Here is a 14,589-nt window from a genome sequence, read left to right as displayed (position 1 = left end):
CCTTGGGACTTGAATCGATAAGCGCAAGTTGTACGCGAGAGGCGCGTCGGTCGCCAGCCGTATGTGTAACTGAAACACAACGGCCCGCCATAGGGCGGGCCGTTGCGGGCAGTCAGACGACGAATCAGTCCTGACGGCTGGTGACTTCGAGCAAGTGGTAACCGAACTGGGTCTTCACCGGGCCTTGCACGACATTGATCGGCGCGCTGAACACGACGGTGTCGAATTCCTTGACCATCTGGCCAGGACCGAACGAGCCCAGGTCACCGCCCTGACGGCTCGACGGGCAGCTGGAGTTGGCCTTGGCCACTTCGGCGAAATCGGCGCCGGCTTCGATCTGGGCCTTGAGTTCGTTGCACTTGTCTTCGCTGGAAACCAGGATGTGGCGGGCAGTGGCTTTAGCCATGGGAAATTTCTCCAATGTAGTTCAGTAAAATGCGGAGCCTACCGGATTCAGTGATTGATTTCCCGGCAAAGTTCCGTTGCTTTTCCCGTGAAGCAAATCACAGCCTGGCTGCGCACAAACGTTCGACGTGTTCGACGTACAGTGCAATAGGGTCGGGCAGAGCTGTCACTGTGCCGGCCGGGCGACGCAGCGTGGCTAAATGATCGAACTGATAGTCCGAGCGAATCACTTGCCCCAAGTGTGAGCTGAAACGACCGACGAACCCGTCGTTCTGCTCTGTCTCGGTCATGAAGTATTGGGAAAGTGCCTGACAGACGCTTTGCGTCGGATCGAGTGGCGACGGGTTCTGCGTGGCGATCACGCCGCTCCAGGAGTAATAACGCACCCCATTGACCTGTTCCGCTCCCTGACCACCCCATGTTTTGGGCAGGCCCTGCGGAAAGCGATCATTGAAATCGCCGACCCCCTCCGTCGTCAGTGCGTTGAGCGCCGCCAATGCATTTTGCGGCAACGTCAGGTTGCCACTGATCAATGACAGAAAGTTCGAAAACAAGGTTGCCACGTTCTGCGCGACGGTTTCAGGCAATCTCCCCGGTATCAGTGCCTTGCGCAGAAAATCCGCCAGTTCGGATCCGTGATTAGGGCCACTGACCGAAGTCACCGATGCAACGGCGTGTGGTGCGAGCGCTGCAGCGTATCGAGCGGCCAATGCTCCCTGACTATGCCCAATGAGGTTGACTTTCTTCGCACCTGTGCCCCGCAGGACACGATCAATCTGTGCAAGCAGCTGCTCACCCCTTGTTTCATTTCTATGGGTAGCAGAAAGGTGTGGGACGAACACTTGGCTGCCGGCTGTTTTCAGAGCGTTCTTGACGTCATGGAACAGCTCGAAATGGCCGATGCGCTCGAATCCGAACAGGCCGTGTACCAACAGGATGGGATAACGAGTTGAAGCATTCCGTTGCATGTTCTTACCTTTTTCACAGAAGTTCATTGGGGAATACGGACGCCACTCTAAAACACTCATCCCGTTGAAGAAGTAAGAAGAGGCTTCTCTTGGCTGGTGAATCTGGACTAGGGGTTGTACGAATTTTCAGATACTTATGAACTCCGAATCGGAAGTTGCCGCCATCTTTCGCGTGTTCGATGTCGAATTCGCACTGTTTGCCTACTCCCCGCGCAGCTTTTAACGGATGCGTGCGGCGAACCGGGCTGACAGCGGAAATACGCCGGATCGCTTTCAATGGGTGCTGTCGATGCCGCTCACAAAGCGGCGTTTTTCCAAGGAATGGAGCCACTAATGAACACCCACGAAGTCGAGTTTTGCTATCGGATGCGCCGCCCCGTCGGTGCCGATGTGTCCAGTGAGCTGCTGCCAGCGGTCACCCTGGATTGCGTCGAAGGCGCGGTGCTTGATCCGGCGCTGGGCAGGGTCGTTGTCCGCATCGCGCCTTATCCTGGCATGGCCTGCGGCGACCGCTTGCTGCTTAGCTGGGAGGGGCTGGATGTAGAAGGTTTTGCTTACCAGCATGAAATGGTTCGGTATGTCACCGAAACCCAGGCTGGCAAGGACGTCGTTTTCGTCATCAAGGGTCTGCATGTCTCGGCGCTTGACGGTGGTTCGCTGGAAATCTACTGGACCCGGGTCAGTGCCGGCTGCCCCGAACCCTCATCGTCGGCGCGGCTGCAATTGTCGGTCGGTGATTCGCGGCCTCAGTTGCTTGCACCGATCGTCGAAGGCGTTATCGGCGGGACGCTCGATCCGGCACGGGTGCCTGAGGGGACGCTGGTGGTGATGCAACCCTATGCGCGCATGGCGGCTGGCGACAGGGTCACGTTGCTGTGGGGCACCGACGCGCTGCCTGTGTCCTTCAGGGACAGCCTGAAGGTCGAAGCCTTTGCCGTGGCTGACGTGCTGTCATTCTGGGTTGATGGAGCGCACATCGCCGGACATGACGGCGAGCAGTTAACGGTGCGTTACCGGGTCGAAGACGTCAGGGGCGCGGTGCGTGAGTCCGAAGTGACGAGAGTCGTTCTGGGGCCTTTTGTGCGTGGTGATCTGGACGCCCCCGATGTGCTGGAAGCGCCGGACGGCGTGCTGAACTGTGAGGATTCACTCGATGGCGTGACCATCGTGATCGGTAATGCCCGAACGCAGGAAGGGGAGTTGGTGTACCTCAAATGTGACGGAGAACTTTTCAATCATCGCGATGACCGTGAGATCACTCATGAGACAGCAGGGAAGCCGCTGATCTTTATCGTGCCGCATCGATTCTGGCGTGAGCATCATGGCACGACGGTACGCGTCGCCTACACGGTTGAGCGTCTGGACGACGTCAGTCAGGAGTCGGCAGAAACACAGGTACGGGTAGAGGCTTAGCGCTGCTGTGACCAGCCCCGGCTTCCAAGAAGCCCGGGCTGGGCTTGACTTTCAGACGCTCGCGTGTGCGGCAAGACGCGTTGCAGCGTCGAGCAGCAAGCGCTCCGTCGCACCGAAACCGAGGCAGCCATCGGTGATCGATACCCCATAGCGCAAGGATCCGCTCAGTGGCTGGCAGCCCTCGAACAGGTGGGATTCGAGCATCATGCCGATCATCGCGCGGTCACCCTGCAGGCGTTGCTCAAGCACTTCGTTGAAAACTTCTGGCTGACGCAAAGGATCTTTTCCGCTGTTGGCGTGGCTGCAGTCGACCATGATCCGGCTCGGGATGTTAAGCCTGCTCAAATCAGCGTGAATTTTCGCCACACTCTCGCGATCATGGTTCGGGCCCTTGTGGCCACCGCGCAGCACCAGATGGGTGTCAGGGTTGCCGGGCGTTTGAATGATGGCCGGGTGCCCTTGGCTGTCCACGCCGAAGTGCCGATGCGGGTGTGCTGCCGAACGCATGGCGTCTACCGCAATGGCGGCGCTGCCATCGGTGCCATTCTTGAAGCCTACCGGCATGCTCAAGCCGCTGGCCATCTCGCGGTGAATCTGCGACTCCGTGGTGCGCGCGCCAATCGCTACCCAGCTCAGCAGATCATCAAAGTAGCCGGCTGCCATCGGTTGTAGCAATTCTGTAGCCACAGGCAAGCCGAGCCGAATGATTTCCAGCATCAATTCGCGTGACAGTGCAAGACCGGCGGCCATGTCATCGCTGCCATCCAGATGCGGATCGTAGGCCAGGCCTTTCCAGCCAACCGTGGTACGTGGTTTTTCCACATAGGCGCGCATCACCAAAAGCATTTCACCGCTGACTTGTTCCGCCAGTCGGGCGAGTTTGCCAGCGTATTCAAGCGCGGATTGCGGATCGTGGATGGAGCAGGGGCCGACGATTACCAGCAGGCGCTGGTCCTGACCGTCGAGGATGGCGCGCACCGCCTGACGTTGGGCGGCGACTTGCTGGCTCAAGGCGTTGCTGAGCGGTAATTGCTGTTTGAGTTGCAACGAGCTGGGCAGACGCAACGTCAGCGTTTCGTTGGCAGGGTTCAGAGTGGACAGCGGTAAAGCGGAAACGGACGAGTTCATATTCGGTCTTCCTGGGCTGGCGGCGGTTTATTACCGCTCGCTCGACCCTACTGGGGTGTTCGACAATTGGCCGGACTGGCTACGTGTGTGTGCTTGCCACCTGTGGGTGACCGATCGGAGGCGGCAGGCTGTCCCGAGCGGAAGCTGGTAAATCGCCAGGCGCTGAAGCTGTCGTGACGGTAATAAGTGGCGTAGTTCATGGGGTGAATCCTCGAATGCTTGGTGGTGTGGCTGGAATGTGTGAGGCCTGAAAAAACAAAACCCCCGGTCGGGGAGCCGACCGGGGGTTGAGAAATCTCTGGTTGGCGACCCGTTTTTATGGGCGCCGTTTGGGTATCAGGCGCGCCAGTGGCTAAACCAATACCCAAAATAAAAGCTGACCGGAGCGCAAATGTCATTCACCCAGGCAGCCGCAACCGAGCGCTGGGCGCTGGCGGTATCGAGCTGTTGAAGGATGTTGAACATGGTTTGTCTCCGTTGAGTGAGCCGAGCTTACTCGACCCCGACACGCGGCAGCAATCAGAAAATGCTATCGCCGTGTCAACATAACGCCTATTGCTGAACGCCTTGATAGCCGTGAAACTTGTTATCTCGCTGTTATCAAGGATGGATCATGCCGACAGCTGTGCGCGTTGAAGCACTGATCGAGGTGCTGAACATTGCCAATTGCCCGAGTGAAGTGTTTTCGGAGAGGCCGGATGAGCTTTGAACTGCGTTTCGCCAGCATCGAGGATCTGGCATTTGCCCGCGAGCTGACCTGCCGGAACATGCTGCGTTACTACATCAAGCATGAGCTGCCATGGCAGGATCACGCATTCGATGAAGCTTGGTCGGATCGTCAGAACTGGCTGGTATTGAGCGAAAACGTGGCCGTCGGGTATCTCAGTCTAAGCCGGGACATGCGTGCAATTTATATCCGCGAGTTACAGGTGGCTGAAGCGTTTCATCGGCAGGGTGCAGGGTCATGGGCGGTCGATCAGGTTGTCAGCATGGCGCAGCGAGAGCGTCGTCAGGCTATACGGCTGACCGTCTTCGAAGATAATCCGGCAAGAAATCTGTATGAAAGAAAAGGCCTGCAGGTCCAGGGCAAGGACATGTGTTTTCTGCGCATGCAGCTCGATATCAGCACACATGTGCTCTGAAACCCGCAGCCGGCAAGCCCTCAATGATGTATTGAAACTTTTTAAATGCGCCTTTGCGCTAGGTCTGTGGGGCACTTTTTGCTAAGGTGTCCCGCATTCCAATATGACCATATCGCGAGGTGTCTGCTTGATTAGGGTGCTGGTGGTCGACGACCATGATCTTGTCCGTACAGGCATTACCCGCATGCTGGCCGATATCGACGGCTTGCAGGTGGTCGGCCAGGCCGAATCAGGTGAAGAATCCCTGATCAAGGCTCGAGAGTTGAAGCCCGATGTGGTCCTGATGGACGTGAAAATGCCCGGTATCGGTGGCCTTGAAGCCACGCGCAAACTGCTGCGCAGCCATCCGGACATCAAAGTGGTCGCGGTAACGGTCTGTGAAGAGGATCCTTTCCCGACACGTCTGTTACAGGCCGGCGCCGCGGGGTATCTGACCAAGGGCGCCGGATTGCCGGAAATGGTTCAGGCCATTCGCCTGGTATTTGCCGGACAGCGTTACATCAGTCCGCAAATTGCGCAGCAACTGGCGATCAAATCGTTTCAGCCGTCCAACGATTCGCCCTTCGATGCGCTGTCCGAGCGGGAAATCCAGATCGCGTTGATGATTGTCGGCTGTCAGAAGGTGCAGATCATTTCCGATAAGCTGTGCCTTTCGCCGAAAACCGTGAACACCTACCGCTACCGTATTTTCGAGAAGCTTTCGATCAGCAGCGACGTCGAGTTGACGCTGTTGGCGGTGCGTCACGGCATGGTTGATGCCAGCCTCTGATATGACTGAAACATTCGATCCCAGTGCTTTCCTGTCAACCGTCAGTGGACGCCCGGGCGTCTATCGGATGTTTGATAGTGAAGCGCGGCTTTTATACGTCGGCAAAGCCAAGAACCTGAAAAAACGTCTGGCCAGTTACTTTCGTAAAACTGGCCTGGCGCCTAAAACCGCGGCACTGGTCGGACGGATTGCGCAGGTCGAGACGACCATCACGGCGAATGAGACTGAAGCGCTGTTACTTGAACAGACGCTGATCAAGGAATGGCGTCCGCCGTACAACATTCTGTTGCGCGACGACAAATCCTATCCGTACGTTTTTCTATCCGACGGACAATTCCCGCGCCTGAGCATTCATCGCGGAGCAAAAAAGCCAAGGGCAAGTACTTCGGGCCCTATCCGAGCGCCGGCGCGATCCGCGAGAGCCTGAGCCTGCTGCAAAAAACCTTTTTCGTTCGCCAGTGCGAAGACAGCTACTACAAGAACCGTGCGCGGCCATGCCTGCAATATCAGATCAAACGCTGCAAGGCGCCTTGCGTTGGCCTGGTCGAGCCAGAGGTGTATGCCGAGGACGTGCGTCACTCGGTGATGTTTCTTGAAGGGCGTAGTCATGCGTTGACCAACGAGTTGTCCACGGCCATGGAAGAAGCGGCAATCAACCTGGAGTTCGAGCGAGCCGCCGAACTGCGTGATCAGATCGCACTGCTGAGGCGGGTCCAGGATCAGCAAAGCATGGAGGGTGGCACGGGCGACATTGATGTCATTGCGGCATTCGTCAACCCGGGCGGTGCCTGTGTGCATCTGATCAGCGTCCGCGGCGGACGCGTGCTGGGCAGCAAGAATTTCTTCCCGCAGGTCGGCATCGAAGAAGACGTGTCGGAAGTCATGGCAGCGTTTCTGGGTCAGTACTTCATCAGCAGTCCGGAGCGCGATTTACCGAGTGAGCTGATCGTCAACGTGGTGCACGAAGATTTCCCGGCACTGATCGAGGCCATTCAAGAATTGCGCGGTCGCGAGATGGCAATCAGTCATCGCGTGCGCGGTACCCGTGCGCGCTGGCAGCAACTAGCCGTGACCAATGCTGAACAGGCGTTGGCCGCGCGTCTGGCCAACCGTCAGCACACCGCGGCGCGTTTCGAGGCATTGGCTGAAGTGCTGAATCTGGATGAACCGCCGCAACGTCTGGAGTGCTACGACATCAGTCATTCCAGCGGTGAGGCGACGGTGGCTTCCTGCGTGGTGTTCGGCCCCGAAGGCGCGATCAAATCGGATTATCGACGCTACAACATCGAAGGTGTAACGGCGGGGGACGACTACGCCGCCATGCATCAGGCGCTGACGCGGCGCTTCAGTAAAATCAAGGAAGGCGAGGGCAAGTTGCCGGACATTCTTCTGGTGGACGGTGGCAAGGGCCAGCTTTCGATGGCTCGCGATGTGCTCAATGAGCTGGCCGTGCCGGATCTGATCCTGCTCGGCGTAGCCAAGGGTGCAACCCGCAAGGCCGGCTTCGAAACGTTGTATCTGAATGATGCGGCCCATGAGTTCACATTGCGTGGTGACTCCCCGGCGCTGCACCTGATCCAGCAGATTCGCGACGAGGCACACCGTTTTGCAATCACCGGGCACCGTGCGCGCCGTGGCAAAACCCGCCGTACGTCTACGCTTGAAGGTGTCGCCGGCGTTGGTCCGACCCGCCGTCGCGACTTGTTGAAACATTTTGGTGGATTGCAGGAGCTGTCTCGTGCAAGCATCGAAGAGATCGCCAAAGCCCCGGGGATCAGTAAAAAGCTCGCAGAGTCGATTTATGCGAACCTGCATAGCGAGTAGAATGCCCCCTCACCTCGTAGCCAGTTGTGCCGATGAATATCCCTAATCTGATTACCGTTCTACGCGTCCTGCTCATTCCGATCTTCATTTTGTTGTTCTACCTGCCTTATCAGTGGAGTTACATGGCCTCTGCCTCGGTTTTTGCTTTTGCGGCGGCGACCGACTGGCTGGACGGTTATCTGGCCCGTCGCCTTGAGCAGAGCACGCCGTTCGGCGCGTTTCTCGATCCGGTGGCCGACAAACTCATGGTCGCCGTTGCGCTGGTACTGCTGGTCCAGGAGCACGGCAATCTCTGGCTTACGTTGCCGGCGGCAGTCATCATCGGTCGCGAAATCGTCGTATCAGCATTGCGCGAATGGATGGCCGAACTCGGTGCCCGTGCCCATGTTGCAGTGTCCAACCTGGGTAAATGGAAAACCGCCGCACAGATGCTCGCATTGGTGATTCTGCTGGCCAATCCGAAGGACTTCAGCTTCTGGGTCATATTGGGTTACGCCTTGCTGATGGTATCGGCAGGCCTGACGTTATGGTCGATGGTTCAATACCTTCGCGCCGCCTGGCCGCATCTGAAGACCGATGTGGAAAAGAAATAAAAGTTTTTTGAATCAAGGGGTTGACGGACCTTCTTAATTCTATAGAATGCGCATCACCAAGCGGGAATAGCTCAGTTGGTAGAGCACGACCTTGCCAAGGTCGGGGTCGCGAGTTCGAGTCTCGTTTCCCGCTCCAAGTTTTACGTGTTTGTTGTTCTGCTACTGACAACAAATGCTTTGAGGCCGAGTAGCAAAATGGTTATGCAGTGGATTGCAAATCCACCTACGCCGGTTCGATTCCGACCTCGGCCTCCACTTTAATCAAGCTCCGTAGATCCATGATTTACGGAGCTTTTTTATTTGAGCTGCGCTGCAAGATTCAGTCTTGAAATCCAGCCATTGCAAACTTGCTTCAATGGGAAGTGATGTATATATTTCCCGCACTGCTTCAAGGGCTGCATCCTGTCAAGGTTGCGACGCTGATGCAGACTACAGCAATACCGCGCTACCGCCCGAATGGCGAAACTGGTAGACGCATGGGACTTAAAATCCCCCGCTCGTAAGGGCGTGCCGGTTCGATTCCGGCTTCGGGCACCATGAATATGAAGGGCCTGCATGAGATATCTCATGCAGGCCCTTTTTGTTTTCGGCATTTTTCGTCACCCGCAGGAAGACGCCAGCCGCTTTGGCTGTAGGGCGTGTCTATGCGTGCGGTGTGCTAACGAAATGTCGATGGGCGCTGGCAGATCCAGGCGTAACGTGCTGTTTGCATGAGAGCAGAAAGCGTTGATCGAGGCCGGAGGATAAGCGCAGCCCGCGCACAAGCACGCGGTGACTAAAGCGCCACCGCTGGTAAGGCAACCTTCACGTCCGCTTGTTCAGGCGCTGTCATCTGAACCGAGGCAACGGCCGATCGATCGGTTTCAGCGCCGATAGTGTGTTGCGAATCAGCGGAGCATCCTTTTCGATGTCGTTAAGCCGGTCGCGGATGCGCAGGGCGGTGGGATGGCCGCCTTGGTGATCGACCCAGTCGGCGATTTCCTTGCAGGCGGCGGCGAGCCGGGCCTGGCGAGCGTCGAGCAGGGTGAGGAGGGTGGTGATGGACTCTTTTTCGGACATGGAACACCTCCGTTCTATCTAGCTGAATGGCAGCAAAAAGCTCGCGCTTGCGAGCCTCCAGCCATGGGTGCTGCTCCCTCAGCAGGTTTGAGTATAGACCCGCTTTTGATCGATATCAGCCTCAGGGCTGGCGAGCAACTGACGGGGCGCTGACTGCATTGAGTCGGCTGCATTCGCGCTGTGCATCGTGCTCTTGGTCGTAGCCATCACCGATGAAGCCGCCAGTGCGTGTGTCGCGGATCCGAAACCAGCTTTGCGCTTGAGCGGGTGGTTGCTGGCTATCTCCGGCGCGGCGGCCGTGAATGATGATCTTGTTGCAACGCTGCACGACAAAAATGTCTTCCATGGCGCCACCGCAACGGGTTCGTATCCCAACAACTATAGAAGCCTGTTGCGATTGCGCAAAAAATAGACAATTTAGCGCGTCGCTTGCCACCTCAAACCACGCATCAACTGGCGTCCGCCACCTCAATCATTTGTTCGAGAAACATCGCCAGCGCCACTTCCTCAGCCCGCAGGCCCTTGCGTACGCGCGGTTTCGGCAGCTCGGCAAGGGCGCCAAGCATGAACTTTTCAACGACACCGGGGTGGATGTAGCACTTGCGGCATACCGCCGGGGTATTGCCCAACTGCTTGGCGACGCTTTTCACCATATCCACTACGTGCCGTTTTGCCTCGGCTTCGGACTCCCATTGCAGCTCGCGCAATGTCGACAGGGCCAGGGCGCTGCCGGCCCAGGTACGGTAATCCTTGGCGGTGAAATCGGCGCCAGTGAGGGTCTTCAGATAGGCGTTGACGTCCGAAGAACTGACGGAGTGGCGCTGGCCATTTTCGTCCAGATACTGAAACAGATTTTGCCCGGGAATCTCCAGGCAGCGCTTGATGATGCGCGCCAGCCGCCGATCCTTGACGGTGATCTGGTGTTCGATGCCGCTTTTGCCGCGAAACTGGAACAGGATTGCACTGCCGTTGACCTCGACGTGACGGCTGCGCAGGGTGGTCAAGCCGTAAGAGCGGTTGTCGCGGGCATACTGGGTATTGCCAACTCGTATCAGCGTGGCGTCGAGCAGGGTAATGACCGTGGCCATGACCTTGTCACGGCTGAAGCCGGGCGCCGCCAGCAGCGCTTCCAGTTGCTTGCGCAGTCTTGGCAGTGCCAGACCAAAATCGCGCAAACGCGAATACTTGTCGGCATCGCGCACCTCACGCCAGCGCGGATGATAACGATACTGCTTGCGACCGCGGGCATCGCGGCCTGTGGCTTGCAGATGACCGCAAGGGTCAGGGCAAATCCACACGTCAGTGTAGGCCGGCGGCACGGCGAGGGCGTTGATCCGTTTGATTTCATCCGCATCGGTGATGCGCTGGCCGGAGGGGTCGAAGTAGCAGAACTTGCCCCGCAGCTTCTTGCGAGTGATACCGGGCTGGGTGTCATCGACGTAATGCAGGTCGGATGGCAATGAAGCGGTCAGCTCGGTGTCGGGCATGGCAATTACCTTGAGGGCGTTGGTCTGTAAAACCATTGACCGCAGGCCGTTGCCGTCGTGCCGAATGATTTACGCCAGGACTGCGACTGCTTTGATCTGCGCCCACAACCGCTGGCCGGGATGTACGCCCAATTGGTCTTTGGAGTAGCGGGTGATGCGTGCCAGCAGCGGCGTGCCGCCCGCATCGAGACGAATCAGTACGTGCGCGGCGTTGTCGGCTGCTTGCTCGCCGACCACCGTGACGGGCAGCCGATTGAGGATGCTGCTGGCTTCGCTGTCATGCAGGGCCAGGCTGATGTCGCGTGCGTGGACTTTGCAGCGCAGCGTCTGGCCGATGTCCATAGGCGCATGTGTCACGCGCACGCTCATGTCAGTGGCAGGCAGTTGCAGGCTCAGCAACTGATACTGCGCATCGTAAGCGCAGACCTGTCCTTCAATGATCACTCCAGCGTCATCGCCCAGCGCCATCGGTAGGTCCAGCCGTGCGAGGGTTTCGCCGATCGGGCCACTGGCCAGCACCTTGCCTTCACTGAGCAGGACAAGATGGTCGGCCAGCCGCGCAACTTCATCCTGCGCATGGCTGACGTACAGCACGGGAATGTCCAGTTCATCGTGCAGGCGCTGCAGGTAAGGCACGATTTCGTTTTTGCGCTGGCTGTCGAGTGCGGCCAGCGGTTCGTCCATCAGCAACAGTTTTGGGCTGGTGAGCAAAGCGCGGGCGATACCGACGCGCTGTCGCTCGCCGCCGGACAAATGCTCTGGATGGCGTTCCAGCAAATGGCCGATGCCCAGCAATTCAGTGGCTTGCGCCATGTCGACCCGACGCTGTGCCTTGGCGATACGTTTGAACCCGAATTGCAAATTGGCCATGACTGACAGATGCGCGAACAGGCTCGCTTCCTGAAATACATAACCGAGCGCGCGCTTGTGCGGCGGGACGAAAATGCCGTTCTGGCTGTCCTGCCAGACTTCGCCATTGACCTGAACGAAGCCTTGCGCGGCCCGCTCAAGCCCGGCGATGCAGCGCAAACAGCTGGTCTTGCCTGAGCCGGAGGGTCCGTAGAGTGCGGTGACTCCGCGGCCCGGCAGATGCAAGTCGACATCGAGGCGGAAGCCCGGCCAGACGGTTTTCAAACGTGCTTCAAGCATGGCTCAGCTCCAGCCTGCGCGGGTCTTGCGGCTGGAGTACAGCGCCAGCAACACCACAAACGAAAATATCAGCATCGCACCGGCCAGCCAGTGGGCCTGCGCATATTCCAGTGCTTCGACGTGATCGTAGATCTGCACCGAAACCACGCGGGTCTTGTCCGGAATATTGCCGCCGATCATCAGCACCACACCGAACTCACCGACGGTATGCGCAAAGCCGAGAATCGCCGCAGTGATAAAACCGGGTCGAGCCAATGGCATCGTCACGCTGAAAAACGTATCCCATGGACCGGCGCGAAGGGTAGCGGCGACTTCGAGTGGACGTTGGCCAATGGCCGAAAAGGCGTTTTGCAGCGGTTGCACCACGAACGGCATGGAATAGATCACTGAACCGATCACCAGTCCCGTGAAGCTGAAAGTCAGCGTGCCCAGGCCCAGCCATTGGGTGAATTGGCCAAGAAAACCGTTCGGACCCATCATCAGCAACAGATAAAAACCAATCACGGTGGGCGGCAGGACCAGGGGCAGGGCGACGATCGCCCCGATCGGGCCGCGCAACCAGGAGCGGGTGCGCGACAACCACAGCGCAATCGGTGTGCCGATCACCAACAGGATCGCCGTGGTCACTGACGCCAGTTTCAGGGTCAGCCAGATCGCTGCGAAATCGGCACTGGTCAGCGCCATTTACAGCTGATAACCGTAGGACTTGATCACCGCAGCGGCTTTCGGGCCTTTGAGGTATTCGACCAGTGCCTTGGCGGCAGGATCGTCTTTGCCTTTGTTCAGAATCACCGCGTCCTGTTTGATCGGATCGTGCATGTCGGCAGGCACGACCCACGCCGAACCGCTGCTGACTTTACCGTCCTTGTAAATCTGCGACAGGGCCACAAAACCCAGTTCGGCATTGCCCGTCGAGACAAATTGATAAGCCTGGGTGATGTTTTGTCCCTCAACCAGTTTGGCTTGGGTGGCCTCGGTCAGTTTGAGTTTTGCCAGTACTTGCGTAGCCGCCAGTCCGTAGGGCGCCGCTTTCGGATTGGCGATGGACAGATGTTGGTACTGGTTTTTCAGGAGGACCTCGCCTTTTCCATCGACGTAACCTTCTTTTGCCGACCACAGCGCCAAAGTGCCTACTGCATAAGTGAAGCGGGAGCCCTTGACGGTGTCGCCTTCCTTTTCGAGTTTTTCTGGTGTGGTGTCGTCGGCGGCAAGGAACACTTCGAACGGCGCGCCGTTCTTGATTTGCGTATAGAACTGGCCGGTGGCGCCGTAGGCTGCAACCAGGTTATGGCCGGTGTCTTTTTCGAAGTCGGCGGCGATGGCCTGGATCGGCGCGGTGAAGTTCGCGGCTACGGCCACCTGGACCTCATCAGCCAAAGCACCACTGCTGGTGAACACTGCGATGAGAGACGCCAGGCAGGCGGTGGAAAAACGTGAGACACGAATGGTCATGTAACAGCTCCGTTGTTGGCCCGTACGCTCGCAGCTCTTATTGAGAACTGCCGCGCGGCGACTGTGGTTTCGCTATATACGGAAATATATAGCGAAATCGAGCCAAACAGGAAATGTTCTGTGTCTCGTCAACGACGCGTGAGTTTCGCCAGTGCGCCTTCCGCCAACTGCCGGGTCAGTTCAGCACTGCCCATGTCCTTGCCGAGCGTGAACGCCTGCCCGGCCCAGAGGTTGGCGAACTGTTCTTCTTTCGCCGCGCGCAAAGGCATCAGTGCTCCGCCAGCCAAGGGGAACGCCGGTGCTTGAGCCGACATCGGGCCGAGTTCGCGCATCACCCGGTTGAGAATGCCGCGCGCCGGCCGGCCGGTAAAAAGATTGGTGATCGCGGTTTCACTTTCCTTGGCGGTGCGCAATGCCTTGTGATGACTGGCGCTGATTTTCGCTTCGGGAGTAAACAGATAAGCGGTGCCGACCTGTACGGCCGAGGCGCCAAGCATGAGTGCCGCCGCCACGCCGCGCGCATCGGCAATCGCGCCTGCGGCGATCACCGGGACTGTCACCGCGTCAACTACCTGCGGCACCAAGGCAAACGTGCCGACCTGACTGCTCAAGTCATCGCTGAGAAACATGCCGCGATGGCCGCCAGCCTCATAGCCCATAGCGATGATCGCATCGCAACCGTGCTGCTCCAGCCAGACAGCTTCATCGACCGTAGTGGCCGAAGAGAGGATCTTTGCCCCGGTAGCCTTGACCCGCTCCAGCAGAGATTTTTCTGGCAGGCCGAAATGGAAACTCACCACCTCGGGCCGGAACTCTTCCAGCACTTCGCAGGCTGCCGCATCAAACGGGGCACGATTGGACACTGGCGTCGGTGCGTCAAAGTCTGCGCCCAGTTCACGGTAGTACGGCTCCAGCAGGTTTTTCCATTCGCGTGCGCGTTGCTCGTCGGCCGCCGGCGGCTGATGACAGAAAAAATTGACGTTGAATGGCTTGCTCGTGTGCTGGCGAATGGTTTTGAGCTCTCCGCGCAGTTGCTCGATGCTCAGCATTGCCGCCGGCATTGAGCCCAATCCGCCGGCGTTGCACACAGCGATCACCATCGACGAATTCGTCGCGCCGGCCATCGCCCCCTGGATGATGGGTAATTCAATGCCGAGCAAATCGATGATGCGAGTGTCTGGCCATTGGCTCATGGGGGCA

Annotated in this window: 15 protein-coding genes, 3 tRNA genes and 1 pseudogene; 8 read left to right on the top strand and 11 right to left on the bottom strand. The window is 58.2% G+C overall.

The annotated features are described in order from the left end of the window. Positions 1-124: 124 nt before the first annotated feature. Positions 125-406 (bottom strand): peptidylprolyl isomerase, encoded by a 282-nt coding sequence (locus tag M0746_RS12775; RefSeq protein WP_016774509.1) that lies wholly within the window; start codon positions 404-406, stop codon positions 125-127. A gap of 97 nt (positions 407-503) precedes the next feature. Next, positions 504-1,373 carry a lipase family alpha/beta hydrolase gene (locus tag M0746_RS12770; protein WP_258449428.1) on the bottom strand — a complete coding sequence of 290 codons (870 nt, stop codon included), beginning with the start codon at positions 1,371-1,373 and terminating at the stop codon, positions 504-506. A 333-nt stretch (positions 1,374-1,706) separates the two neighbouring features. On the opposite strand from M0746_RS12770, the gene M0746_RS12765 reads away from it, so the two are divergent. Continuing rightward, the gene (locus tag M0746_RS12765; protein ID WP_258449427.1) at positions 1,707-2,786 is read left to right on the top strand and encodes a hypothetical protein; all 1,080 of its coding nucleotides are present in this window, start codon (positions 1,707-1,709) and stop codon (positions 2,784-2,786) included. Positions 2,787-2,837: 51 nt separating this feature from the next. Here M0746_RS12765 and M0746_RS12760 read toward each other — a convergent pair whose 3' ends face one another. Next, positions 2,838-3,914 (bottom strand): 3-deoxy-7-phosphoheptulonate synthase, encoded by a 1,077-nt coding sequence (locus M0746_RS12760; RefSeq protein WP_258449426.1) that lies wholly within the window; start codon positions 3,912-3,914, stop codon positions 2,838-2,840. A 336-nt stretch (positions 3,915-4,250) separates the two neighbouring features. Next, a complete protein-coding gene (locus M0746_RS12755; protein WP_258449425.1) occupies positions 4,251-4,379 on the bottom strand; it encodes a hypothetical protein in 129 nt (42 codons plus the stop codon). Positions 4,380-4,612: 233 nt separating this feature from the next. On the opposite strand from M0746_RS12755, the gene M0746_RS12750 reads away from it, so the two are divergent. The 7 genes and pseudogenes from M0746_RS12750 to M0746_RS12720 all read left to right on the top strand — a co-directional run bounded on the left by M0746_RS12750 (position 4,613) and on the right by M0746_RS12720 (position 8,779). Then, a complete protein-coding gene (locus M0746_RS12750; RefSeq protein ID WP_208937625.1) occupies positions 4,613-5,056 on the top strand; it encodes a GNAT family N-acetyltransferase in 444 nt (147 codons plus the stop codon). A gap of 127 nt (positions 5,057-5,183) precedes the next feature. Beyond that, positions 5,184-5,825, top strand: a complete 642-nt coding sequence (gene gacA, locus M0746_RS12745; RefSeq protein ID WP_016984198.1) for a response regulator transcription factor GacA — start codon at positions 5,184-5,186, stop codon at positions 5,823-5,825. 1 nt (position 5,826) lies between these two features. Then, positions 5,827-7,649, top strand: a pseudogene (gene uvrC, locus M0746_RS12740) (excinuclease ABC subunit UvrC). 32 nt (positions 7,650-7,681) lie between these two features. Further along, entirely contained in the window at positions 7,682-8,242 is a 561-nt protein-coding gene (pgsA, locus tag M0746_RS12735; protein ID WP_007950102.1) for a CDP-diacylglycerol--glycerol-3-phosphate 3-phosphatidyltransferase, read from the top strand. Between the two features lie 60 nt (positions 8,243-8,302). Next, a tRNA-Gly gene (locus M0746_RS12730) sits at positions 8,303-8,378 on the top strand. 45 nt (positions 8,379-8,423) lie between these two features. Then, positions 8,424-8,497, top strand: a tRNA-Cys gene (locus M0746_RS12725). Positions 8,498-8,692: 195 nt separating this feature from the next. Then, positions 8,693-8,779: transfer RNA gene (locus M0746_RS12720), tRNA-Leu, on the top strand. Positions 8,780-9,070: 291 nt separating this feature from the next. On the opposite strand, the gene M0746_RS12715 is transcribed toward M0746_RS12720, so the two are convergent. The 7 genes from M0746_RS12715 to M0746_RS12685 form a co-directional block, all read right to left on the bottom strand. Beyond that, positions 9,071-9,301: a hypothetical protein gene (locus M0746_RS12715; protein ID WP_090283253.1), complete on the bottom strand. Its 231-nt coding sequence runs from the start codon at positions 9,299-9,301 to the stop codon at positions 9,071-9,073. A 121-nt stretch (positions 9,302-9,422) separates the two neighbouring features. Continuing rightward, complete coding sequence (locus M0746_RS12710) at positions 9,423-9,647, bottom strand: hypothetical protein (RefSeq protein WP_258449424.1); 225 nt, start codon at positions 9,645-9,647, stop codon at positions 9,423-9,425. A 103-nt stretch (positions 9,648-9,750) separates the two neighbouring features. Further along, positions 9,751-10,788: a DNA topoisomerase IB gene (locus M0746_RS12705; RefSeq protein ID WP_258449423.1), complete on the bottom strand. Its 1,038-nt coding sequence runs from the start codon at positions 10,786-10,788 to the stop codon at positions 9,751-9,753. Positions 10,789-10,857: 69 nt separating this feature from the next. Then, entirely contained in the window at positions 10,858-11,937 is a 1,080-nt protein-coding gene (gene modC / locus M0746_RS12700; RefSeq protein ID WP_258449422.1) for a molybdenum ABC transporter ATP-binding protein, read from the bottom strand. 3 nt (positions 11,938-11,940) lie between these two features. Then, entirely contained in the window at positions 11,941-12,621 is a 681-nt protein-coding gene (modB, locus tag M0746_RS12695; RefSeq protein WP_208937621.1) for a molybdate ABC transporter permease subunit, read from the bottom strand. Continuing rightward, entirely contained in the window at positions 12,622-13,389 is a 768-nt protein-coding gene (gene modA, locus M0746_RS12690) for a molybdate ABC transporter substrate-binding protein (RefSeq protein WP_258449421.1), read from the bottom strand. It abuts the gene before it with no gap. Between the two features lie 128 nt (positions 13,390-13,517). After that, on the bottom strand, positions 13,518-14,582 hold the full coding sequence (locus tag M0746_RS12685; protein ID WP_258449420.1) for an NAD(P)H-dependent flavin oxidoreductase: 1,065 nt from the start codon (positions 14,580-14,582) through the stop codon (positions 13,518-13,520). Between the last annotated feature and the right edge of the window lie 7 nt (positions 14,583-14,589).

It is taken from the genome of Pseudomonas sp. S11P7, from assembly GCF_023195435.1.
Classification (GTDB): Bacteria; Pseudomonadota; Gammaproteobacteria; order Pseudomonadales; family Pseudomonadaceae; genus Aquipseudomonas; species Aquipseudomonas fluorescens_G.
This window is presented reverse-complemented; position numbering and strand designations above follow the sequence as displayed.

Bases quoted from the DNA above. Each gene is read 5' to 3' on its own strand.
- M0746_RS12775 (WP_016774509.1), bottom strand. From the start codon at position 406: ATGGCTAAAGCCACTGCCCGCCACATCCTGGTTTCCAGCGAAGACAAG.
- M0746_RS12770 (WP_258449428.1), bottom strand. From the start codon at position 1,373: ATGCAACGGAATGCTTCAACTCGTTATCCCATCCTGTTGGTACACGGC.
- M0746_RS12765 (WP_258449427.1), top strand. From the start codon at position 1,707: ATGAACACCCACGAAGTCGAGTTTTGCTATCGGATGCGCCGCCCCGTC.
- M0746_RS12760 (WP_258449426.1), bottom strand. From the start codon at position 3,914: ATGAACTCGTCCGTTTCCGCTTTACCGCTGTCCACTCTGAACCCTGCC.
- M0746_RS12755 (WP_258449425.1), bottom strand. From the start codon at position 4,379: ATGTTCAACATCCTTCAACAGCTCGATACCGCCAGCGCCCAGCGCTCG.
- M0746_RS12750 (WP_208937625.1), top strand. From the start codon at position 4,613: ATGAGCTTTGAACTGCGTTTCGCCAGCATCGAGGATCTGGCATTTGCC.
- pgsA (WP_007950102.1), top strand. From the start codon at position 7,682: ATGAATATCCCTAATCTGATTACCGTTCTACGCGTCCTGCTCATTCCG.
- M0746_RS12715 (WP_090283253.1), bottom strand. From the start codon at position 9,301: ATGTCCGAAAAAGAGTCCATCACCACCCTCCTCACCCTGCTCGACGCT.
- M0746_RS12710 (WP_258449424.1), bottom strand. From the start codon at position 9,647: ATGGAAGACATTTTTGTCGTGCAGCGTTGCAACAAGATCATCATTCAC.
- M0746_RS12705 (WP_258449423.1), bottom strand. From the start codon at position 10,788: ATGCCCGACACCGAGCTGACCGCTTCATTGCCATCCGACCTGCATTAC.
- modC (WP_258449422.1), bottom strand. From the start codon at position 11,937: ATGCTTGAAGCACGTTTGAAAACCGTCTGGCCGGGCTTCCGCCTCGAT.
- modB (WP_208937621.1), bottom strand. From the start codon at position 12,621: ATGGCGCTGACCAGTGCCGATTTCGCAGCGATCTGGCTGACCCTGAAA.
- modA (WP_258449421.1), bottom strand. From the start codon at position 13,389: ATGACCATTCGTGTCTCACGTTTTTCCACCGCCTGCCTGGCGTCTCTC.
- M0746_RS12685 (WP_258449420.1), bottom strand. From the start codon at position 14,582: ATGAGCCAATGGCCAGACACTCGCATCATCGATTTGCTCGGCATTGAA.